At 47.2% G+C, this 22,972-nt stretch carries 23 protein-coding genes; 6 read left to right on the forward strand and 17 right to left on the reverse strand.

What is annotated here, in order from left to right; genetic code table 11:
* Nucleotides 1–36: 36 nt before the first annotated feature.
* The 4 genes from BXO87_RS09450 to BXO87_RS09465 all read right to left on the reverse strand — a co-directional run bounded on the left by BXO87_RS09450 (nt 37) and on the right by BXO87_RS09465 (nt 4,243).
* Complete coding sequence (locus BXO87_RS09450; protein ID WP_038460286.1) at nt 37–1,476, reverse strand: sucrose-6-phosphate hydrolase; 1,440 nt, start codon at nt 1,474–1,476, stop codon at nt 37–39.
* Nucleotides 1,473–2,855 (reverse strand): sucrose-specific PTS transporter subunit IIBC, encoded by a 1,383-nt coding sequence (locus BXO87_RS09455; protein WP_038460288.1) that lies wholly within the window; start codon nt 2,853–2,855, stop codon nt 1,473–1,475. Before BXO87_RS09455 ends, BXO87_RS09450 begins: the two co-directional genes overlap by 4 nt.
* A 219-nt stretch (nt 2,856–3,074) precedes the next feature.
* The gene (locus BXO87_RS09460; protein ID WP_007407705.1) at nt 3,075–3,905 is read right to left on the reverse strand and encodes a PRD domain-containing protein; all 831 of its coding nucleotides are present in this window, start codon (nt 3,903–3,905) and stop codon (nt 3,075–3,077) included.
* A gap of 23 nt (nt 3,906–3,928) precedes the next feature.
* Nucleotides 3,929–4,243: a hypothetical protein gene (locus BXO87_RS09465; RefSeq protein WP_038460291.1), complete on the reverse strand. Its 315-nt coding sequence runs from the start codon at nt 4,241–4,243 to the stop codon at nt 3,929–3,931.
* A gap of 525 nt (nt 4,244–4,768) precedes the next feature.
* On the opposite strand from BXO87_RS09465, the gene BXO87_RS09470 reads away from it, so the two are divergent.
* On the forward strand, nt 4,769–7,180 hold the full coding sequence (locus BXO87_RS09470) for a S8 family peptidase (protein WP_038460294.1): 2,412 nt from the start codon (nt 4,769–4,771) through the stop codon (nt 7,178–7,180).
* A 41-nt stretch (nt 7,181–7,221) separates the two neighbouring features.
* Here the strand turns inward: BXO87_RS09470 and BXO87_RS09475 are convergent, their stop codons facing one another.
* From BXO87_RS09475 to BXO87_RS09490, 4 genes are all read right to left on the reverse strand, one after another.
* Nucleotides 7,222–8,223 (reverse strand): LLM class flavin-dependent oxidoreductase, encoded by a 1,002-nt coding sequence (locus BXO87_RS09475; protein WP_038460296.1) that lies wholly within the window; start codon nt 8,221–8,223, stop codon nt 7,222–7,224.
* 163 nt (nt 8,224–8,386) lie between these two features.
* Nucleotides 8,387–9,136: an oxygen-insensitive NADPH nitroreductase gene (gene nfsA / locus BXO87_RS09480; protein ID WP_007407708.1), complete on the reverse strand. Its 750-nt coding sequence runs from the start codon at nt 9,134–9,136 to the stop codon at nt 8,387–8,389.
* A 102-nt stretch (nt 9,137–9,238) separates the two neighbouring features.
* A complete protein-coding gene (locus BXO87_RS09485; protein ID WP_007614568.1) occupies nt 9,239–10,426 on the reverse strand; it encodes an FtsW/RodA/SpoVE family cell cycle protein in 1,188 nt (395 codons plus the stop codon).
* Nucleotides 10,427–10,627: 201 nt separating this feature from the next.
* Nucleotides 10,628–11,089, reverse strand: coding sequence for a GNAT family N-acetyltransferase (locus tag BXO87_RS09490; protein ID WP_038460299.1), 462 nt, complete (start codon nt 11,087–11,089; stop codon nt 10,628–10,630).
* A 292-nt stretch (nt 11,090–11,381) separates the two neighbouring features.
* On the opposite strand from BXO87_RS09490, the gene ywcE reads away from it, so the two are divergent.
* A complete protein-coding gene (ywcE, locus tag BXO87_RS09495; protein WP_003150937.1) occupies nt 11,382–11,642 on the forward strand; it encodes a spore morphogenesis/germination protein YwcE in 261 nt (86 codons plus the stop codon).
* A gap of 43 nt (nt 11,643–11,685) precedes the next feature.
* Here ywcE and qoxD read toward each other — a convergent pair whose 3' ends face one another.
* Genes qoxD through qoxA form a run of 4 tightly spaced genes read right to left on the reverse strand, consistent with a single transcriptional unit; the run spans nt 11,686 to nt 15,627 of the window.
* A complete protein-coding gene (qoxD, locus tag BXO87_RS09500) occupies nt 11,686–12,054 on the reverse strand; it encodes a cytochrome aa3 quinol oxidase subunit IV (RefSeq protein ID WP_014419185.1) in 369 nt (122 codons plus the stop codon).
* A 1-nt stretch (nt 12,055) separates the two neighbouring features.
* The gene (gene qoxC, locus BXO87_RS09505; protein ID WP_003150930.1) at nt 12,056–12,670 is read right to left on the reverse strand and encodes a cytochrome aa3 quinol oxidase subunit III; all 615 of its coding nucleotides are present in this window, start codon (nt 12,668–12,670) and stop codon (nt 12,056–12,058) included.
* Between the two features lie 14 nt (nt 12,671–12,684).
* Nucleotides 12,685–14,634: a cytochrome aa3 quinol oxidase subunit I gene (gene qoxB / locus BXO87_RS09510; protein ID WP_007614578.1), complete on the reverse strand. Its 1,950-nt coding sequence runs from the start codon at nt 14,632–14,634 to the stop codon at nt 12,685–12,687.
* A gap of 27 nt (nt 14,635–14,661) precedes the next feature.
* The gene (gene qoxA, locus BXO87_RS09515) at nt 14,662–15,627 is read right to left on the reverse strand and encodes a cytochrome aa3 quinol oxidase subunit II (protein WP_087920812.1); all 966 of its coding nucleotides are present in this window, start codon (nt 15,625–15,627) and stop codon (nt 14,662–14,664) included.
* Between the two features lie 502 nt (nt 15,628–16,129).
* Between qoxA and BXO87_RS09520 the strand changes: the two genes are divergently transcribed.
* Nucleotides 16,130–16,375, forward strand: a complete 246-nt coding sequence (locus BXO87_RS09520; protein WP_003150926.1) for a GlsB/YeaQ/YmgE family stress response membrane protein — start codon at nt 16,130–16,132, stop codon at nt 16,373–16,375.
* Nucleotides 16,376–16,392: 17 nt separating this feature from the next.
* Here the strand turns inward: BXO87_RS09520 and galT are convergent, their stop codons facing one another.
* From galT to BXO87_RS09540, 4 genes are all read right to left on the reverse strand, one after another.
* Nucleotides 16,393–17,934, reverse strand: a complete 1,542-nt coding sequence (gene galT / locus BXO87_RS09525) for a UDP-glucose--hexose-1-phosphate uridylyltransferase (RefSeq protein WP_076851315.1) — start codon at nt 17,932–17,934, stop codon at nt 16,393–16,395.
* On the reverse strand, nt 17,924–19,108 hold the full coding sequence (locus BXO87_RS09530; protein ID WP_038460305.1) for a galactokinase: 1,185 nt from the start codon (nt 19,106–19,108) through the stop codon (nt 17,924–17,926). The genes galT and BXO87_RS09530 overlap by 11 nt, the downstream gene beginning before the upstream one ends.
* Nucleotides 19,109–19,159: 51 nt before the next feature.
* Nucleotides 19,160–19,546, reverse strand: coding sequence for a GtrA family protein (locus BXO87_RS09535; RefSeq protein ID WP_038460927.1), 387 nt, complete (start codon nt 19,544–19,546; stop codon nt 19,160–19,162).
* 79 nt (nt 19,547–19,625) lie between these two features.
* Nucleotides 19,626–20,249 (reverse strand): TetR/AcrR family transcriptional regulator, encoded by a 624-nt coding sequence (locus BXO87_RS09540; protein WP_007614590.1) that lies wholly within the window; start codon nt 20,247–20,249, stop codon nt 19,626–19,628.
* A gap of 335 nt (nt 20,250–20,584) precedes the next feature.
* On the opposite strand from BXO87_RS09540, the gene BXO87_RS09545 reads away from it, so the two are divergent.
* The 3 genes from BXO87_RS09545 to BXO87_RS09555 all read left to right on the forward strand — a co-directional run bounded on the left by BXO87_RS09545 (nt 20,585) and on the right by BXO87_RS09555 (nt 22,317).
* The gene (locus BXO87_RS09545) at nt 20,585–20,746 is read left to right on the forward strand and encodes an anti-repressor SinI family protein (RefSeq protein WP_003150917.1); all 162 of its coding nucleotides are present in this window, start codon (nt 20,585–20,587) and stop codon (nt 20,744–20,746) included.
* Between the two features lie 216 nt (nt 20,747–20,962).
* A complete protein-coding gene (locus tag BXO87_RS09550) occupies nt 20,963–21,643 on the forward strand; it encodes a class I SAM-dependent methyltransferase (protein ID WP_015240821.1) in 681 nt (226 codons plus the stop codon).
* Entirely contained in the window at nt 21,643–22,317 is a 675-nt protein-coding gene (locus BXO87_RS09555; protein WP_038460308.1) for a glycosyltransferase family protein, read from the forward strand. Before BXO87_RS09550 ends, BXO87_RS09555 begins: the two co-directional genes overlap by 1 nt.
* A 16-nt stretch (nt 22,318–22,333) precedes the next feature.
* Here BXO87_RS09555 and BXO87_RS09560 read toward each other — a convergent pair whose 3' ends face one another.
* The gene (locus tag BXO87_RS09560) at nt 22,334–22,936 is read right to left on the reverse strand and encodes a DsbA family oxidoreductase (protein ID WP_012118748.1); all 603 of its coding nucleotides are present in this window, start codon (nt 22,934–22,936) and stop codon (nt 22,334–22,336) included.
* Nucleotides 22,937–22,972 lie beyond the last annotated feature (36 nt).

A 22,972-nucleotide genomic window follows, 5' to 3' on the forward strand; every position in this document is an offset into this window, starting at 1 on the left:
TGGCATAGGTTTCACATAAGAAAAAAGAACGATTTTCTACAAAAGTGTCCAAATTGAGCCATTTATTTCCGTTTTTCCTACCGAAGTGACGGTTACGTCATCATTTCCCGGGAAAGGAAAATATCTGGCGCTGAATACCTCTTCTCCATCATTCAAAAACAATTCAATCGAGGATGCATCCAGAAAGAGCTGCACGGAATACACCTCGCTGATGGCGCAGCTTCTCGTTTCTTTTTCTTCTCCGCTGAAAGCAGTGCGCTCCAGCACAGCCAGCCCCTCTTTCTGATGAAATATAAACCGGACTGCGCCCCGAATTGAGATTTCAAAACCGGATTCGCAAGTGATGTCTTCCAGCAGCACTTCAGCCCGGGACGCATCTTTCACCGGGAGGCTTACAGACGAGCAATTCAATTGAAGACGGCGCTTTTGTTCATCCGTGCGGCGTGATTTCATTTCCGGGAGCGGGCGCTGTATGATTCTGCCGTTGGACAGTGACAGCTGTCTCGGCATCGTTAAGCAGTGAACCCAGTGATACGCATGTGTCGGATGTTTGTCCTCATGCTGATCCGGAACGCCCATCCACGCGAACAGAATTCTCCGTCCCTTATCATCTTCCAGCGTCTGCGCCGCATAAAAATCAAATCCTCTGTCAAGCTCCGTAAATTCACCGTGCTTAAACTCTGGCGGCTCTGTATGCAGCCTGCCGAGGAAATAGCCCGCCTGGTGGCTGTTATGATATTTTATCCCGTCGGCTTCAAGCCCCTGCGGACATACGAGCAGCACGTCGGTTCCGTCAAGGGAAAACAGGTCGGGACATTCCCACATATAGCCGAATGACCCGAGACCGCCGGAGTCCGCCCCCGCAATCGCACCGAGAAACGTCCAATCCGTCAAGTTCTCTGATGTGAACAATACAGCGCTTCCGGTGAGCTTTTCTGTCTGCGCGCCGAGCACCATGTAATACGCTCCGTCTTTCTTCCAAACCTTCGGATCACGGAAATGAGCGGTATAGCCTTCCGGGAGACGCGCGACGACTCCTTTTTTTTCAAATACGATCCCGTCTTCGGATACGGCGAGGCATTGATACGTTTCCCGATTGCCTTCTTCGTCACGGACATTGCCTGTGTACATCAGGCAGAGCCGCCCGTCTTTTTCGATGGCGCTTCCGGAATAACAGCCGTTTTTGTCATACCACTCACCCGGCGCAAGCGCGATTTCTTCCTCTTTCCACTCAACGAAATCCTTCGTCGTCACATGCGCCCAAAATTTCGCGCCATGCCCCGTATGAAATGGCTGCCATTGAAAAAACAAGTGATATACGCCGTTCCATTGGATCACGCCGTTCGGATCATTTAAAAGCCCGACCGGCGGCATAATATGATAGTTCTGGCGGTATGGATCTGACGCGGCTGTTTCTCCCCGCTTCTTTTTCGCTTCCTCAGCCTGCAGGCGCAGCTCTTGATCCGGTGTCCTCATTTGACGGCCTCCTTTTCTTTAGCTCCCATAATGTAAGCGGCAATAAACGCCGAGACAGAGGCGATGCCCATTCCGATCAGATAGTTTATAAGATTTCCTAAACCGAGCGGTGCCGTGATGGCAATCATCGGAATTCCGGTCAGACCGTAGGCATTGGCGGCGACGCCGGTCACCACGACATAGGCTCCTCCCAGCGCTCCGCCGATCATTCCCGCGATAAACGGCTTACGGTACCTTAGGTTCACACCGAAAATGACTGGTTCGGTTACGCCGAGAAAAGCGGAAAATGCGGCAGGCAGAGCGATTTCTTTCATTTTCGCTTTTTTCGTCAGGAAAAATACAGCCAGTCCCGCCGCACCCTGAGCGACATTCGCCATCGACCAGATAGGAAGGATATAGTTTCTGCCCAAATCAGCGATGAGGCCGGCCTCAATCGCATGAAAGCTGTGATGCACACCGGTAAGCACAATAAGCGGATAAAGACCGCTGAAAAGCAGTCCGGCAACAATGCCCGCATGATCATACACATATGTCAGCGAGACGGTAATGCCTGATCCGATCGCCCTGCCAAGCGGACCGATTGCGATAAAGGTAATAAATCCTGTGACAATCACCGTGACAAACGGCGTGACCAATAAATCGAATGCGTGAGGCACAATTTTTCTCGTGCCCTTTTCCACTTTGCTCATAATGTAAACGGCTAACAGTACGGGGATGACCGTCCCTTGGTAGCCGAGCAGCGCAATGTCGAAGCCGAAGAGCTGCATAAAATCAGGTGATGCATCCGCAAGCCCCCACGGATTCAAAAGCGCCGGATGGATCATAATTCCCCCGAGCACGGCACCGAGATAGGCATTACCTCCAAATTCCTTCGCCGCGCTGAATCCGATGAATACGGGCAGGAAGATAAACGCCGCGCTTGAAAACATGTCTAAAAGCTTAAACAGCGATGATTGTTCAGACACCCAGTGAAAAGCCTTCATCATGCCGAGCAGCCCCATTAAAAGTCCGCTTGCCACGATAGCCGGAATGATGGGAACGAATATGTTAGACAGTGTCTTCGCAAATCTTGCGGCCGGATTCAGCTTTTTTTTCGCTGCGTCCTGATGTGTCTCACGATCTTCCCGCCCCAAATCGGCTTCTTTTGAAAAAGCGTCATACACTTTATTCACGAGGCCGGTGCCGAATATAATCTGATATTGCCCCGAGCTGCTGAAAGCCCCTTTTACGCCTTCTATTTCTTCGATGCCGGCCTGGCTGATCTTCTGTTCATCTTGAATGACGAGCCTGAGCCGCGTCGCGCAATGTGTCGCGCTGATGATATTTGATTCCCCTCCGATATGTTTGATAAGCTGTTTTGCCGTTTCTTGATAATTCATTATGTATCCCCCTTTCTAAAATCAAAAAAGACCTAAAATTCGCCAACGAAAAAGGTCAGCATGATCCCTTTTTCATGTACGCAAATTTTAGGTCTTGCCTGCATTACCAGTCACAATCCCGCCGGATTCAGTTTTTTTAATGCGCTTTCATTCTATTTCATGATAGCGCTTTCGTCAATATGTTTTCATAAAAAAAGTCTGTTTCTCGAAACAGACGCGTTATTCCGGGTTTTTTTGCAGACGCTGGACATGCAGCGTAATATAGCCGGCCTCGGATTCCGGCAGTTCCAAATCATATTCAGTTTTTAAAAACGCCGCCAGTTCAAGCGCACACCGATAAGCAAACGGATACTTTTTTTGGATGAAATAAAGCATCTCCTCGTCCATGGAATGGAGTGCTTCATTTGAGTCCAACCGGCTGACCGCATACCGTAAGTGCGTGACGAGGCGCTGATAGGAAATACTGTCTTCATCCACCTTCTGTTCGAAAAAGGATTCGATCTTTTCGATCATTTCTTTGATCATGGTTGTATGCTTCATCGCCGAATACATGCTTTTGGCATCCGCCTTGGCAGTGTGGATATGAAGCGCGATATACCCCGCCTCATCATCAGGCAATGATATACCGAGGGTTTGTTTCACGTGTTCAACCGCCCAGCGGCCGATCTCATATTCTTTTTTATAAAGCGCCTTAATTTCATGAAGCAATCGGTTATGCACCTGAAGGCCGTTTTGAATCCTTTCGATCGCAAAGGATAAATGGTCCGCCAGCGCAATGTGGATGTGATCGCTCAAAGGTGCCGCAAGCTCTCCCTCCGCATGGCTGATGATATCTTCAGCCGCCTCTATATGCTCTTCGGGAAGCGTTTCTAACACTTGTTTGAACTTTTCATTTTCGTCGTGCACGACAAATATTTTTTCAATTTTATGTTTTTGAATCACATCATTTTTTCTCTTTTGAAAAGCGATTCCGGGACCCATTACGATCTTTTCCCGTCCGTCTTCTTTTATTAACGCCGCATTGTTATTTAATACTTTGTCTATTCTCAAGAGGTTCGCTCCCGTTCTTATGTTTAGTGGGATTGTACCCTCTTTTTCATATGATGTAAAGGTGTCGGACCCGCGCGCTCCCGTTTCGGCAATTCTTTGCGGACAGGCATCCATCGGTTTTTATCCAGCCTGCCGCTGGCCGATTTCGTTTCATCGGTCAAATCCGCCGATCGGACACGGCTCACAAACGAAAAAGCCCAAGCCGTCCGGTTCGCTTTCTTATGATAAGCCGCTTGGTTTCCGTACACGGCGGCTAATGGATATCTTCCGTTACCCGGCGCCATCCAGTTCATCAGAAAGACCATCCACACCCGTAAAGATACTAGCAAACGTTTCATTGCAAATCATCCCTCCGCTTCTTTTTGACAGACAGCTTGTTCGCAGGCCTGTTTTTCTCTCCGCTTTAACGGAAAAGGCGGCCGATCCTTCTCCGCTAAAAACTAGCGGGTCTAGCAACCCTATGACTCTATGATAGACGCGGCCGGGCGAATTGTTTGTCACAATATGAGTGAAAAAACAAACTAGTTTTCAGAAGTTTTGTTGAAAGCTGATGGAAATGACCTGAAAAATGGAAAAGCCGATAAAAAAAGTTATACACACTTTATCCCTTGGTTAAGCACAGCTTAAACACAGGGTATATCCACATATCCACAAACTTGATCTATATTTTGTATAGGAACACTCGTTCCCAACAATATATATACACAAATTTATTCAGTTATGCACAGGATTCTGTGTATAACTCCCTCCTTATTCACAGACCAATTTCCATAAATGAGTCATATGTCACAAGGATTATTTTGAATTTTCAAGAAATATATACTAGATTTCTAATTTAGATAAAGAAAAAGGGGGAAACACGATTGAAAAAAGGAATCATCCGTTATCTGCTTCCGGCTTTTGTCTTATCCTTTACCTTATCCACAAGTTCACAGGCTGCACCGGCTTCAAAACCGCAAACTCCTGATCTTGAGAAGGCTGAGGTGTTCGGTGACATTGATATGACCACCGGCAAACAAACGACAGTCATCGTGGAGCTGAAGGAAAAGTCACTGGCGGAAGCAAAGGAACTCGGCAAAGCACAGACAAAAAGCAAGCTGAAAAGCGAACGCGCAAAAGTGAAAAAGAAAGCACTCAAAATCGTTAAACACGGAAAAATCAACAGGGAATATGAGCAAGTGTTTTCCGGCTTCTCCATGAAACTCCCGGCAAATGAAATCCCCAAACTGCTGAGTGATCAGGATGTCAAAGCGGTTTATCCGAATGTTACCTATCATACCGATCAGCTCAAAGATAAAGACATCACCCTATCTAAAGATACCGTGTCCCCGCAGATGGATGACAGCGCGCCTTATATAGGGGCAAATGACGCGTGGAAGCTCGGCTATACGGGTAAAGGCGTCAAGGTTGCCATTATTGACACCGGTGTCGAATATAAACACCCTGACTTAAAGAAAAATTTCGGACAATATAAAGGATACGATTTTGTGGATAACGACTACGATCCTGAAGAAACGCCGTCCGGTGATCCGAGAGGCGCGTCGACTGACCACGGAACCCATGTCGCGGGCACGGTAGCGGCAAACGGAACGATTAAAGGCGTCGCACCGGATGCTACACTCCTTGCCTACCGTGTGCTCGGTCCGGGCGGAAGCGGAACAACGGAGAACGTCATCGCCGGCATCGAACGCGCCGTACAGGACGGAGCGGATGTCATGAATCTTTCTCTCGGCAATTCTGTGAATAACCCAGACTGGGCGACAAGCACGGCGCTTGACTGGGCGATGTCAGAAGGCGTCACGGCCGTTACATCAAACGGAAACAGCGGGCCGAACAATTGGACCGTCGGCTCTCCGGGAACGTCCAGAGAAGCGATCTCCGTCGGAGCGACCCAGCTGCCGCTGAACGAGTACGCCGTCTCCTTCGGTTCCTATTCCTCAGCGAAAGTAATGGGCTACAACAAAGAAGATGACATAAAAGCACTGAATAAAAAAGAAACAGAGCTCATAGAGGCGGGTATCGGCGAGCAAAAGGATTTTGAAGGCAAAGATCTGAAAGGAAAAGTCGCTGTCGTCAAACGGGGCAGCATCGCCTTTGTGGATAAAGCCGACAACGCCAAAAAAGCGGGCGCGATCGGTATGGTTGTGTATAACAATGCCCCGGGAGAAATTGAAGCCAACGTACCGGGCATGTCCGTGCCGACGATTAAGCTTTCATCAGAAGACGGCGAAAAACTCGTCAGCCAATTAAAAGCAGGCGGCACAAAAGTGACTTTCAATTTATCCGTGGCTAAATCGCTCACTGAACAAATGGCAGACTTTTCGTCACGCGGTCCGGTTATGGACACGTGGATGATTAAACCTGACGTCTCCGCTCCCGGCGTAAATATCGTCAGTACTATTCCGACCCATGATCCGGCCGACCCGTACGGCTACGGATCGAAGCAGGGAACGAGCATGGCTTCCCCGCATGTAGCCGGCGCAGCTGCCGTTATCAAGCAGGCCAAACCGAAATGGAGCCCGGAACAAATAAAAGCCGCTCTCATGAACACCGCGGAAACCTTAACGGACGCGGACGGTGACGTATACCCGCATAATGCGCAAGGCGCCGGAAGCATCAGAATCATGAAGGCGATCAAAGCAGACTCCCTTGTCGCCCCGGGAAGTTATTCTTACGGAACGTTTATGAAAGACAAAGACAATGAAACGAAAAAAGAAACCTTTACGATTGAAAACCAATCGTCCATCAGAAAATCATATCAGCTCGAGTACTCTTTCGCCGGCACGGGCATTACCGTTTCGGGCACAGACCGGGTCGTGATCCCCGCTCATCAAACCGGAAAGGTCAATGCGAAAGTAAAGGTCAATGCCAAAAAAGTAAAGGCAGGCACCTATGAGGGAACCGTCACAGTGCGTGAAGGCGGAAAAACAGTCGCAAAAGTGCCGACGCTGCTGATTGTAAAAGAGCCGGACTATCCGCGCGTGACGTCAATCGACGTGCAGGACGGCACAACGCAGGGAACCTACCAAATTGAAACCTATCTTCCGGCGGGAGCCGAAGAGCTTGCCTTCCTTGTATATGACAGCAATCTTGACTTTGTCGGCCAAGCCGGCATCTACAAAAAGCAGGATAAAGGCTATCAATATTTCGACTGGAACGGCAAAGTCAATGGTGACACCGCACTGCCGGCAGGAGAATATTATATGCTGGCCTATGCCGCGAACAAAGGGAAATCAAGCCAGGTGCTGACTGAAAAACCTTTTATCATTGAATAACCGAACAACCCTGCTGGAGCATCAGCAGGGTTTCTTTCTGATCATTCGGCAAAAGCTTCTCGAAGCAGGCGATATGACTGAAGTTTATCTTCAAAATGATGAGTAATGGTTACAGCCATCACTTCTTCCGTTCCGTATGCTTTACTGAGAGCCAGAATCTGTTCTTTCACTTGCTGCTTCGTTCCGATGATCATTCGATTCCGATTATCGGCAATTCGCCTTTGTTCATACGGTGTATACGTATTTCCGCGGACGGTTTCATAAGACGGTACGCCGTGAAGCGGAATCCCCTGTTCACCCGCAAGCAGCGTATAATCCATGACGGCCGCGAGTTCCTCCGCTTTCTCCTCCGTGTCCGCGCACAGCACAAACACCGCCACGGCTGTTTTTGGTTCTTTTCCTAATAGAGAAGGTTTAAATCTGCGCTTATATTGTGCTGTCGTGCTTTCTCCGCCTTCTCCATTAATAAAGTGAGCAAACATATAGCCTGCTCCCATTTCTGCACTCAGAAGCGCGCTTTCCCCCGAAGAACCGAGAAGCCAGACTTCCGGCGCCGTCTTAATAAGGGGTGATGCCGTGAGATTCGGAAAACGGTGATTGTCGTCGGCTGCATCATGCAAATACATCGCCAGCTCACGAAGCTGCTGCGGATATTGATCAGCGTTACGCTTCCCGCCGTCATTCAGCGCCCATGATGCGATCGGCATTCCGCCCGGCGCTCTCCCTAATCCGAGATCGATTCTGCCCGGCGTCAACCCTTCAAGCACGCGGAAATTCTCCGCCACCTTATATGCGCTGTAATGCGGAAGCATGACACCGCCCGAGCCTACACGAATCTCATTCGTTTTCGCCGCAATATGGCTGATCAGCACTTCAGGGCTTGAACCCGCCAACCGCTCTGAAAAATGATGCTCTGACACCCAAAACCTCTTATATCCGAGCTTTTCCGCCTCCTGCGCCAGTCTTACTGTATTCCGCAGCGCGCTTTCCGCAGAACTCCCTTCTGATACAGGAGATTGATCTAATATGCTTAATGAAATCATCACTGTCACCTCATCAACATCGTACCACTGCTAAGCCGTTTTTTCTTTCTGTATGCTTATAAGCATCCCTGATGATAAACATTTATATACCTTGTTCCATTTTGTCGAAATATGTTACACGTGAAACATAAAAAAACCTCTCCCGGTCAGGAGAGGTTTTTTCTTAATTCTTTTGAAAACCTTTATCTTTTACATATTGATTTAAATAGGTTCTCGGTTTTTGTTTCATGAACTGCAGGATTTGATCAGACCACGTTTCAACCCGCTTGCCGTTTGTCCTTTTATCATAATAAGCGGAAATGGTTTCATCATATTCCTTCATATAACTGCGGAAGTGTTCTTCATTCGTATCGTATGTGTTTTCATGATATACGGCTTGTTTCGGCAGGCGCGGCTTTTGACCGGACGGATGAGCGGGATGACCGACTACCAAGCCGAACAGCGGCAGCACATGGTCAGGCGTTCCAAGCACTTCCGTCACCTGATCAAGTTCATTTCGAATGCCTCCGATATAACAAATGCCAAGTCCCATTGATTCCGCGGCAACACTTACGTTTTGTGCGGCAAGTGCGGCATCAATGACGCTGACCATAAACATTTCCGTATTCTCAAGAAGCTCGGTAATGTTTTCGCCTTTTTCCTCAGCAAGTTTTTTATGACGGTACAAATCAGCGCAAAACACAAACAAGTGCCCGTTATTTTCGACGTAAGGCTGGTTTCCGGCCAGTGCCGCCAGCTTCCGCTTTTTCTCCTTATCGGTTACGCCGATGATGGAGTAAGCCTGCACGTAACTGGACGTTGACGCCGCCTGGGCGCTTTTCACTAATGTATCTATCTCTTCTGCTGTCAGAAGCTCGTCAGTAAATGATCGGATCGACCGATGATTAAGTATAGTTTCGATGGTATTGTTCATATAAAAGCCTCCTTCTCTCTATATCATATCCGAAAGGGAATCATGTCAAAAGCGAAATGCTCTAAACAAAAAAAGACAGCCCGAAAAACGAGCCGTCTCACATTAAGAATTGAACAAGTAGCTTTTATATTTCGTCAGCTGCACACTTGCGTTATATACGATCCCGAAGCTGATTAATGTAGAAAGCACCGAGCTCCCCCCATAGCTGACAAACAGCAGCGGAATACCGGTAACCGGCATAATGCCGATATTCATCCCGATGTTCTGGAAGGTGTGAATCACGATAAGTGCAGTAAATCCTACGCAAAAAAACGCGCCAAACCGGTTAAACGCATGCAAGCGGTCAATCAGCACCACAAGTCTGTAAATTAAAAAGAAAAACATGACAACCGCAATGGCGCAGCCTAAAAATCCAAAACTTTCACCCAAAATCGCAAAGATAAAGTCGGTCTGTCCCTCAGGTACGTACACCTTCAGATTATGAACACCGTTTCCGGTAATGCCGCCCGATCCGATCGCCATAACGGCCTGATCCACCTGCCAGCTTTTATCGCTCTCTGCCTGAGTCGTTGCCGCACTGGAGTCAGACATCCACGATGTAATCCGGTTAATTTGATAATCCGCAATGCCGATCGAATTCGCCACATGGGGAAATTCAATTACCAGCACTAAGAAAAGGCCAAGCACAAGCGCGGCCGAACCGCCGATGATGGTGATCAGCTTCCAGTTCACACCTGACATAAACACCATCACCATAACGATAAACAGACAGATCGCACCCGTTCCGGCATCCTGCAATACGATCATCCCGATCGGAATAACCGTCCATGCCGCAATTTTCAAAAGCAGATTCACATCTTCCCGAAGTGATCTTTGATCCTTCGGGCCCGCCTTCGATATAATGGACGCGACCATCATCATAATTCCTATTTTCGTGAACTCTGAAGGTTGAAGAGTGAAGCTGCCGATTTTAAACCAGCTCTTCGCTCCGTTTTTAATCGGCGCGATGGATTCCGGCGCCACACGTAAAAGGAGCAGCGACAGCACGCCGGCAATTAACACGTACAGACTCAGTTTTTCAAGCTGCTCTAAATCAAAATACATGATACTGACCATGAGACCGGCCCCGATGACATAAAAGACGATCTGTCTCATCCAGGCATCACTTCCGTACTGCCCGAACTGTCCGGCCGCATAAATCGCCGCAACACTAATTATTAAAAACACACCAAATATAAAAATCAAATCCCCCTGATAATAGGGATTTTGCTGTTTCTTATATCGACTCATTCTATCCCGCCTTACATTTTCATCGGAAGTCACTATTGTTTATTATACATGAACACTGTTCAAGAAAACATGATGAGGTTGCTTCCTTTTTATTTTTTACGGTTTGGGGACTACACGACATATGACGTGTCAGAAAAGGAAATGTTTCGGTCATGACGAAACTTTTCCGATAAAAAACCCCTTCTCGTCAGAAAAGGGGTTTCAGTCTATGTTTAACGTCATAAACAAGCTGTTCGGGTCCTCTTTATAATGTGCAAACGGATTACAATATTGAAACCCGGCTTTTTCATACAGGCGTCTGGCGGGGAGAAAAGCCTCCATAGAACCGGTTTCCAAGCTGATCCGCTGATAGCCCCGCCGCCTTGCTTCTTCAAGCATATGGCGGAGGATCCGGTTGGCTGCTGCGCCTTTTCTAATATGATGCGGAGAGGTTTTCATTGATTTGATCTCACCGTGCCGGCTGTTTAGCTCCTTTAAGGCGCCGCAGCCGAGCAGGATGCCGTTTTCCCTCGCACTCCAAAACGTAACGTCAGGCTGACGCAGCCGGTCCGCATTGAGCGCATGTATACTTTCCGGAGGAGAATGCATGGTCATGCTCTTCAGATGATCCTGCAAAAGCGCAATGACATCCGGCGCAGTGACATCTTCTTTCCTTACGTCCACTTCAAACCACCCTTGCTGTGCATATTTTCTTTGACCATAGCAAAGGTTCACAGCCTGCGCCATTCCATTGTCCGGAATTGTGACAGGGTATTTGGCCTTTCCGGTTTCTTGTACCTATCCAAAAATGAGGCAATAGTTGCAATACATTTCTCGAAAAAGCGGTATCAAAAATTGGAAAACATGGTATAATAATTGTAACAAAATGTTCAAAAAACGACCACAAAACAGACACATTTCATTCTCTGTATTTCATTTTGGAAACGCTCCCATAAAGTGAAAGGAGACATGTAAGATGGACATGTTTTTTGCTTATTTACTGGTCGCAAGCGCAACACCCCTCTTTATCTGGCTGGATAACAAAAAAGTCGCTCTTTCGGCCATACCGCCAATTATTCTCATGTGGGTTTTCTTCTACTTTTACGCAACCAGCAGCCTATCCCCTCTCGGCCACACACTCATGATCATCCTGTTTGCCGTCAACGTCATCGTTGCCCATATCGCCGCCTTTATCATTTACGGCCTTCCGCGCCTGCGCCGGAGAAGAAGCCAATAAAGGCACAAAAAACCCTCTTCGCCTGAACGAAGAGGGTTTTTTTTTATTCCTGATGTTCGGAATGTTGCTTCGCACCGCCAGGAGGGTTTCCATCCATATGGTCACCGTGATGGTAGTGCGCCGCAAAGATCCAGATGGAACCAAGGATGATAACAATCGCTCCGAAAAATCCGAAGAGCGTGTTTCCGACTTGAATTCCGCCGTTTTCGCTTTCTGTCATGTGCATGAACATGAGAAGCTGAAGACCGGCTTGGATAAATGCGAATCCGAAAATGATCCAGAGTTTTGCTGATGGGCTTAATTCCGTATATACTGCAACCCAAAGGGCCAGCAGGGTCAGAATAATAGACAACGCAAAACCTACGATATGCTTCCACGGAAAGTGGCTGTGTTCAGCAGATTTGTTTGCCATATTATAGTCCCCCCAATCCGATGAGATAGACGCCTGTAAAGATGAAGATCCAAACAACGTCTAAGAAGTGCCAGTATAAACTTGAGATAAAGATTTTTGAAGACGTCTGCGGCGTTAATCCGCGTTTCTTCAATTGCAGTAAGATGCCGGCAATCCAGAAGATACCGATCGTTACGTGCGTTCCGTGCGTTCCCAGAAGGACGAAGAATCCAGACCAGAAAGCACTTGTACCGAGAGATGCTCCTTCATGTACATAGTGGATGAACTCGTTAAGCTCACATCCGACGAAGCCCGCGCCAAGAAGAAGCGTAATGATCGTCCAAATGACGACGCCTTTTAAACTTCCGCGACGCATTTCATGAACAGCGATCCCGCAGGTGAAACTGCTGATCAGAAGCAGGAATGTCATGATCATGACAAGCTTCACTTCAAATAATTCAGCCGGTAAGACTCCTCCTGCTGTTCTTCTTTGAAGAACGAAGAAGGTTGCAAATAGTGTTGAGAACAACACAATCTCTGCCCCTAAAAAGATCCAAAACCCGAGAATATTGAGTCTGCCGGTTTCAGATTGATATTCCATAGGCGCGTTAGAATTGCCGTGTTCTGCATGTTCCATAAATCACGCCTCCTTTATTCGGAAATCTTTCTTTCCGTCTCTTTTATTTCTTCAACAGGTATATAGTAGCCATTGTCATATTCAAATGAACGAAGCACCATGCAAAGCAGAATGCCGATCAAACCGACAATGCCCATCCAGAACCATTCAAATACAAGTCCGAAGCCTGCAATACCGAACGCCACTGACATAATAAGCGGTCTTCCGGAGTTGTGCGGCATATGGATTTTCTTGAACTTGCTTTCCGGATGAATATCCGTTTTGTCTTCTTTCAATTGCAGTAACGCATCTTGAGATTTCACTTCAGGAAGCACCGCAAAGTTGTAATGCGGCGGAATCGCAGATGAAGTCGCCCACTCAAGCGTACGTCCCACGCCCCATGAATCTCCGCTGATCTCGCGAGTAGAGTAGCGGAAGCTGTAGTAGATGTTGTAGCAAAGGATTAAGAATCCGACACCCATCATGAAGGCTCCGACAGTTGAAATAAAGTTCAATGCAGTCCATCCGTCATTCGGTCCGTAAGTGTAAATACGGCGAGGCATACCTTGCAGCCCCAAGAAGTATTGAGGGAAGAAACATACATTAAATCCGATCATAAAGATCCAGAAGAACCATTTTCCGATTCTTTCGTTCAGCTTGTGGCCGAACATTTTCGGATACCAGAAAATAAATCCTGCGAAACATGCAAATACCGTACCCGCGATCAGCACATAGTGGAAGTGAGATACGAGGAAGTACGTATTATGGTATTGATAATCCGCTGCAGCCATCGCAAGCATAACCCCTGTTACCCCGCCGACAACGAAGTTCGGGATGAACGCAAGCGCCCACAGCATCGGTGTTGTAAAACTGATCCGGCCTTTATACATCGTAAAGAGCCAGTTAAAGATTTTAACCCCGGTCGGAACCGAAATCGCCATCGTTGTAATCGAGAAGAAAGAGTTAACGGACGCACTGTTCCCCATTGTGAAGAAGTGGTGAGTCCATACAAGGAAACTCAGGACGGAAATGGCGATAATTGAGCCGACCATCGCTTTGTAACCGAATAACTGCTTTCTTGCAAACGCTGAAATAATTTCAGAGAAAATACCGAATGCCGGTAAGATAACGATATATACTTCAGGGTGTCCCCAAATCCAGAACAAGTTAGCCCAAAGCATCGGCATACCGCCGGCTTCCAGCGTGAAAAAGTGAGCGCCGAACAAACGGTCAAATGATAACAGCGCCAATGCCACTGTCAAAACAGGGAAGGCGAATACGATAATAACCATTGTAATCAGCGTCGTCCATGTGAACATCGGCATACGCATCAGCGTCATGCCTTTCGTACGCATTTTCAGGATCGTCACCATAAAATTGATACCCGTCATCAGCGTACCGATACCGGCAATCTGAAGACCGAGCAGGTAGAAGTTCTCACCAGGCCCGGGACTCATGTCGTTGCTTGCCAGCGGCATGTAACTCGTCCAGCCTGCGTTCGGAGAACCTCCGATAACGAAAGAAATATTGAAAAGCATCGCACCTACGAAGAACGTCCAGAAACTCAGGTTGTTCAAGTAAGGGAATGCTACGTCGCGCGCACCGATCTGCAAAGGTACGACAACGTTGATCAGACCGATTAAAAACGGCATCGCCATGAAGATAATCATGATCGTACCGTGAGTCGTAAAGATCTCATTATAGTGGTTTGAGTCTAAAAAACTGTTATTAGGAAGCGCTAACTGGGCGCGCATCATCAAGCCGTCGACCCCGCCGCGGAACAGCATGATAACAGCAGAGATAATGTACATGATTCCAAGTTTCTTATGGTCTACAGACGTAAGCCATTCAGACCAGAGCCACTTCCACTTTTTGAAGTATGTGAGTACAACGATGATAGCAATAGTGGAAAGCGCAATGGAAACTTGTGCGCCCAGAATTAATGGGTCACCTGTTACAAAAAATTCATCCCATCTCAATTTCATTCGGGCTTCCTCCTTTCTTGTTCAATTTCAATCTTGTTTATCGTCGGATACTTTAAATTCGTTTTTCTTTACATTTTCCCACGGATCTGTTTTAGAGTGCGGTGATACGGCTTTGTAGCCAAGGCGTTTGCGCGCCTCCATCGCATATTCGGCATCTTGGCCGTGGTCAACGTATTTTAAGTGTGTAGAAGAGAACGTTAATTTACCGACATTCTCCGGAAGCATCAGTTCGTCATACTTCTCTTTCGTCAGCTTTGGAGAATCGCTTTGGGCTTTTTTCACCCAGCTGTTAAAGTCTTTTTGCGTAACAGCTTTTACGTTGAATTTCTGGTCGGCAAAGTGTTCGCCGGTGAAGTTCGCGTTGCGGCCTTCATATGTTCCCACTTTGTCAGCCTGTAAGTATTGATCCATCAGCATTCCCGCCATCGCGTATTTTTGTCCCCCAAGCTGAGGAATCCATAGCGATGCCATTGAATCGGCTGAAGAAATTTTAAATAAAACCGGACGGTCTACAGGAATGTTCAGGTAGTTAACCGTCTCAATATCCTGCTCTGGGTAGCTGAATACCCATTTCCAGTCTACCGAAGTAGCATAAACAACAAGAGGCTCTTTATCCTTTGTCGCTTCAGGCGCTTTTTCTAACGAATATATCGTCTGTACGGTAGGCACAGAAAGTGCAATAACAATTAAAATTGGGATCACTGTCCAGACTACTTCTAAGAACGTGTTGCCGTGCATCTCGGGCTTGTAATTTCCGCTGTCTTTGCCTTTGCGGTCGCGGTATTTCACTAAAATGATTGTAAATAGTACGAATACGACGCCGACAATGAACAGCATAAATCCGATTGACAAGAGAATCAGATCTTTCTGCTGGTCTGCTACAGGTCCTTTCGGATCTAAAACGGAAATGTCGCTGCATCCGCCCAGTACGAAAACAACAGCCAACATCGCTATTAAAAGTAACGGTTTAAATGCTCTGAACAAGAAGATCACCATCCTTCCTATTGATGTAGTGAATCTGAAATGTACTTTCTCAAAATCTTTTCTCTATCTACCTTGTTATGCTATCAAAATCTGCCCTTATTAGCTTTATTTTTTTCTAAAGTTCATCTTTTTTTCGACCTAATGTCACAAAATCGTCAAAAAATGCATGAACTTTTTCCACTTGCGCAAATCAAACATAAAAAGTTTTAGATCATTTAGCATATATAGAGAAAAAAGATAGTGAGAACGAATAATACCAAATAAAGGTTTACCATAATAAAAAACGCTGGTCAACAAAAAGTTTCATTTTGTTAAACATTCTACAAAAGAAATATTTTTTCCTTTGCTCACACCTTTTCACACGGTTTCCATTTTAACGCAACGCATTGTGAAAAAAAAGACCGGAACGCGTCTTGATATGTTCATTATAAAAAACGCATTCATATGTTTAATATGGACAAAACGAAGGTAACATATAGGCATAAATAATAAAAAATAGGAAGTGATATTTATGGGTTTTATCGTATCTCTGATTGTCGCTATTATTATCGGCTGGATCGGAAGTTTATTTGTAAAAGGCAGTATGCCCGGAGGAATCATCGGGTCAATGATCGCCGGTCTGATCGGCGCATGGATCGGGCACGGGCTGCTCGGCACATGGGGTCCTCACCTTGCCGGCTTTGCCATCATTCCGGCAATCATCGGAGCTGCGATCGTGGTATTCTTATTCAGCCTGATCGCCAGAAGCAGAGGATAAAAAAAAAGCCTCGTCCCTTATGGGATGGGGCTTTTTTCCGGTAGAGCGCCCAAATGGCGGATAAACCGCCGGAAAGCCGCTCTGCCTTCTTCTGTCTGTTTAAAGACGCCGGCATGCTCCAGTATCCGCGCAAAGGCATGGCCGATTTCCTCTTTCAGAATCTGTTCCGCGTTTTCTTTCGTTATCTTCCGCTTATGCAGCACACTGAGCGCCCAATCTTTATGCGCTGCCGCAGAAGGGGCTGCCGTTAAGACCGCTTCCGGGTCCGGTGAGCACAGCGCTTCAGCCGTGTATTTCATTTCTTGTTCAAGGCGGCCCGGCAGAATCGCAAGCCCCATTACCTCAATCAGTCCGATATATTCTTTTTTCAGGTGATGAACTTCCTGATGGGGATGAAAAATTCCCAGCGGATGCTCATCAGAGGTGCGGTTATTTCTGAGGACGAGATCTAATTCGAATAAACCTTTTTTCCGCCGGGCAATCGGCGTAATTGTATTGTGCGGTGTTTCTCCTGAATAGGCGAGGAGATCAGCCGCCTCATCGGAATAACCGCGCCACGCCCGCAGGATGGCATCCGCCGCGCCGGAAAGCTCAGACGCGCTCTCGCTTTGCAGGCGGATGACCGACATCGGCCACTTCACAATTCCCAGCACCGTTTTCGGATAGTCAGGCAGCCTGTACCGGCTTTCTGTCTCCGCCCGCGCCATCGGGAATTCATAATTGCCCCCCTGAAAATGGTCGTGGCTTAAAATACTGCCGCCGACAATCGGCAGATCAGCATTGGAACCGAGAAAATAATGAGGATACTGGCTGACGAACGACAGCAGCCGGTCAAACGTTTTTTTGCTGATCTTCATCGGTTCGTGCCGGTCTTTCAAAACGATGCAATGCTCCCGGTAATACACATACGGAGAAAATTGCAGAAACCACTGCTCATCGCCGAGAATTACCGGAATGACACGAAGGTTTTGACGCGCCGGGTGATCCGGTCTCCCCTCGTACCCGACATTTTCTTTACAAAGAACACATCTCGGATAATCGGATTGAGGCTGCTCTTTGGCAGCCGCAATTGCTTTCGGATCTTTTTCCGGTTTTGAAAGGTTGATCGTGATGTCCAGCTTTCCGTAAGCCGTCTCAGCCGTCCACCCGACATTCCGCTGTATTCTGTCCGAACGGATATAATACACATCCTCTGAAAATCGGTAAAACGCCTTTGTCGCCTGCTCCGGCCCGTGCACCGCCTTTGTTTCTTCAAAACGACGGACAATCTCGGACGGCTGCGGGGCAAAGCAGCCCATGATCTTCGCGCTCAGCAGGTCGCGATAGGTGTCTGTATCGGCTGCAATCCGGCCCGTTTCTGCCGCCCATTCATAAATCGGGGCCAATATGTCCGGCAATGATGCCGCCGATTCATTTTCTTTCTGTTCTGAAACTTCCGGATGGGTGATATGCAAAGCTTCATATAAACGGTTTCTTGTATATTCAATATCAAGATAGGAAATCAGCTCTTTTTGCAACCCGTACCGGATTAAACGTTCCACGTGCCGCTCAATTGCCATCGTCATCCCCCTTTAGTTCTCTCGCTCCGGCTCCGACATCCGCCGTGTAAAAGTCAGCTTTTTTCCCTGTCTTTTCCTCATAGCGGGCCCCTGCCGTTTCAATAAAATCCGAAACCGCATCGTCCTTGACGATACTGACTGTACAGCCGCCGAAACCGGCTCCCGTCATTCTTGATCCGATCACCCCGCCGTGGCGCCAGGCCGCTTCAGCCAGTGTATCCAGCTCATGACTCGTCACCTCGTAGTCATCGCGTAAAGAGAGATGCGAATCCCTCATTAATTCACCGATATGATGAAGCTGATTGTTACTGAACATGTCGGCGGCCTCTATTGTGCGGTGATTTTCATAGACGGCGTGTTTCGCCCGACGTCTGTTCACTTCATTCTGAATCAGCTCCGCATGAGCGTCAAAAGCGGAAGGGGTCAGCTCTCCCAGTGATTGAACGGAAAGATGCTTCTGAAGATCACAAAGCGCTTCCCCGCACTCCTTGAGCCTTGTATTATAGCCTGAGTCTGCAAGCGTTCGTTTTTTATTGGTATTTGCAATAACGATCGACAGCCCCGACAGCCCGAGTTTTGTATATTCAAAGCTGAGCGTCCCGCAATTCAGCAGAATCGCATGATGTTTCTTTCCCATTCCGATGGCGAATTGATCCATTATTCCGCAGCTGACGCCGATAAAGGAATTTTCCGCCGTCTGAGCGAGCTTCACCAAGTCGAGCATATCCGCCTCAAGCTCATGGCATTCCTTGAGAATGACCGCCGTAACAAGTTCAATGGAAGCCGAAGATGACAGCCCCGCGCCGTTCGGGATATTTCCCCAGAACACAATATCGAAGCCGTGCGGAAGGGAAAAACCGCTGCCGAGACATTCCGCCATGACCCCTTTCGGATAGTTGGCCCACCCGTCCTCTTTTTGATAACGGATATCATCGAGACTGCATTCCTTTATGCCCGCTTCCTTAAATTGATGAGAGTACATTCTGACGAGCCTGTCCCCTCTCTCCCGGACGGCTGCATATGTACCGATCGTCAGCGCGCACGGAAAGACGTGGCCCCCGTTATAATCCGTATGCTCTCCGATGAGATTCACTCTGCCGGGCGCAAAGAAAATGCGCAGGTCCTCCGATTCCCCGAATACATCAGCAAACGCTTTCTTTATTTTGTGCTTCATACGCATCCCCTTTCACCATTACACTTTCCCCCGGGGCGCGGAAAGAAACCGTTATGACACGCCCTCTTCTTTCGCTTTTCTGAAGACAATCCACTTGCTGGCCGCATAGTTGACGACTACGATAATGACGTTATCGGCGATTTTCGCCAACGTTTCGTTCATATGAAATTGACTGACCAGAAGAATCATCATGGCGAGATCGATGGCGAGAGACAATACCCGCACGCTGAAAAAGGCCGTCAATTCTTTCATCAGACTCCGCATCCCCGCGGTCTTTTGCTGAAATACATACAGTTTATTCGTGACATATGCAAATAGAACGGACAGAATCCAAGCAGTGACGGTCGCCGCCTTGTAATCCATCTCAAAGGCCGACGTCAGAATGTAAAAACTGACGATATTCACGATGGTCGTGAATATCCCCATAATGATATACATCATAATTTCTCTGTAGCGCATGGCAGTTCCTCGCTTTCTGAAAGACTTTTCTAAACCTTTTGTCAAATCAAGAAGAACGTTACCCCGATTTTCTGCCGCTGACAAAAACATAGAGCGCGTCAAACATGCTGCGGAAAGTAACCGGCCTTCCCAGCACATTGGATTGCTTAATCATCCCGTCGATGAGCGCGCACATCATGTTAGCGGTATGTTCGGTATCTATATGGTCTTCTATTAAATTCCTCGATTTGAGCCAATTTATGTACATGGTGCTTTCTTCTATCCATAACTTATAAAGACGGATATAAGCTTCATATTCACTGACAACTTTGTAAGTAGGCATATGAACGGCAAAAGACACAACATTCCAGGCAGGCTTGCTGTTTACAAACCGCATCAACAGGCTGGCCGCGCTTGCCGCAGCTTCACAAAGCGTCAACGGCCGTGCTGTTTGCTTTTCTAATTCGTCGAGATAGCCAGTGATGATCCTTTTTTTTATCTGACGCCTGTCTAACAAATGCTTCAGAAAATCTTCCTTGCTTTCAAAATGAACGTAAAACGCGCCTTTGCTGAAACCCGCCGCTTTACTGATGTCATCGATTGAGACTGAATCGTAAGCTCTTTCAATCAGGAGATGAAGGCCTGCGTCAATAAAACTTTCAAATGTTTCTTCTCTCTTAATTTGAAATTTGTTTTTTTTCATTTTTTACCCCAGCTGTTTGATCATTCACTTTATCTTACACCGAATCATTCTTTTGCGGTATTTTTTATGCAAAAAGAATATGCTAGTCGACGCTTTGAGGGTAAATATTAATAGGTCATATGATTTATTTTTATTTGCATACTATCCAGTCAGTATTTATTTGTTTATTATTATACGTAAGAATTCTTGAAGGATTTTGGTTATTTCAGTCATTTTCTTAGGGAATAGGTAGGTGAATTCATCTTCAATTTGGGATTACCGGCCAACTATGTGTGATATTTGTTATACATTGGCTGCTGTAGCTGGGCAAATCAATTTTTCAATTGGAGGTTCTTATGAAAACTCATGTAATGAAAGATATAGATCAAGATTGGCAATTGTTAATTCAAGAGGCTAGAATCATGGGTTTGCACATTGACGATGTGAGGCGCTTCTTAAATACTGAAAAAGCGGTGAAGAAAAAAACACCAATGAAAAACACCATCCGCCAGCGGTAAGATTACAGGCGGATCCTTTTACTATATGACCTGCCACAGTCCGCCCGCACCCGAGTTTTCAAAGGAACATCCGCAATAAGAGGGGAATCAGAGAACAAACCGTATACCGGACAACCATTCCCGTCCGCATTCCGCAATTGAACAGCCAAACATGGTGATATGAGATCCCCCCGCTGCATATCTTGTGTATATGCCCATTTATGAGGTGATACACAGATGGATACGAATCCCTATTATGATGAAAAACAACAGAACTACTACGAAGGCCTGAATCCTTATTTATTGAACAAAATAGACGAAAACTGGCGGACAGTGCTTGATGTCGGCTGCGGCACAGGCAATTTAGGAGCGGCGATCGAAGACCGCGGAATAACGGTTTACGGCATTGAAGCGTATCCCGAAGCCGCAAAAAAGGCGGAAAGCAAATTGAGCCACGTGCTTTGCGGCGACATTGAATCCGCCATTCTTCCGTACGAATCAGAACAATTCGACTGCATGCTGTTCGGAGACGTTCTTGAGCATCTTATCGACCCGTGGTCCGTGCTGAAAAAGCTTCGCCCGTATGTAAAAAAAGACGGCACGGTGCTTGCATGCATACCGAATGTCGGCCACATCTCAGTGGTGCTGGAGCTTTTAGCCGGCAAATGGACTTACAGTGACGCCGGATTAATGGATCAGACCCACCTGCGTTTTTTTACCCGTGAAGAGACGCTTTCATTATTTAAAGCCGCCGGCTATGAGGTGAAACGCATTGAGGCGATCCGCGTTGATCACCCCTCTTATCACAAAGCCATCGCATCATTGCACGAAGTATGCGTACAGCTTGGCATAAGGCATGACTTTATGACAGAAGCATCGGCGTATCAATATGTGATTGAGGCCGAGAGGAGCATGTAATGGATTCACATTCATTTCTGTTTGTCGTCTGTGTGAATGACGAGTCGCTGTACTCCCGGTGCAAAAGCCATATCATGCAGCTTACCGTCCCCCCTTCATACTCCGTTGATATCATGCCGATATACGATTCAGCAAGCATAGCCTCGTCCTACAACAAAGCGCTGAGACACCCCTCCAAATATAAAATTTATCTGCATCAGGATACCTTTATCATTCATCAGCATTTCCTTCATGACATGCTTCATATCTTTCAATCTCATCAGGAGCTCGGCCTTCTCGGTGTCGCCGGCTGCAAAACCCTGCCGCCGAACGGCATTTGGTGGGAAAGCGGAGAGCGGATGGGAAAAGTGATTGAATACCGGGGGAATGCTTATCACCCGCTGGTCTTTGAGCACGGTGATGAAGACGGCCTGTTTACGCCCGCTGACGCCATTGACGGCTTGTTAATGGCGGCTCAATATGACGTGGAGTGGCGGGAGGATTTGTTTCGCGGCTTTCATTTTTACGACACATCACAGTCGCTTGAATTTCAAAAACACGGCTATCAAGTCGGCGTCGCCTGCCAAAAAGACCCTTGGTGCCTTCATTTTTGCGGCGACTCATTTGACGCCGCGGCTTATGAAGCGGACAGACAAACATTTGTCAAACACTATATGGCAAAGCCCTCTCGCTGATCGAGAGGGCTTTTTGTTAACGTTTATTCAGTTCCCGCTCAATGATTTGTTCAAAGGTTTCCTTCCCCGCCGCGCCAGGGATTCTCTCATCGCCGATGATAAACGTCGGCACTGCCGTAATGCCGGCTTCCTCATAAGCATGGCGGAGCGCTTCCCGCTGTACGTGTCTGTACGCTCTTGTCTCAAGCGCCTCTTTGAAGGCAGCGCCGTCAAGTCCGGCTTCTTCCGCAAGCTTTGTCAGCACGCCAACGTCACCGATATTTTGCTCTTCCTGAAAGAACGCCTGAAAAACGCGTGTATGGTATTCGCTTCCTTTCCCATGTTCCTTTGCGAAATGAAAGCCTTCAAATGCCAAATCCGTGTAAGGATGCGGTGACACGCGGGGGAACGTGATTTCAACGCCTAAAGACTGCGCCATCGGCTCAATGGAGTTTTTCCACATCTGCCGCTTGGCGGGATCATTCACCGGATCAAGTTTCGGCGAGGGGCTCGGACGCAATTCAAACGGCATCCATTCCACCTGTACGTCCTTGTCCTTGATTGCTTCTTCAAACGCCGCTTTGCCGACAAAGCAAAACGGACATACATAATCAGAATATACTTTAATCTGCAGTGTCATTGTAAGTCTCCTTTCCTTTTTATTTTAAGTTGTAAC

The sequence above is a fragment of the Bacillus sp. GZB genome, assembly GCF_001975995.1.
GTDB lineage: Bacteria > Bacillota > Bacilli > Bacillales > Bacillaceae > Bacillus > Bacillus velezensis.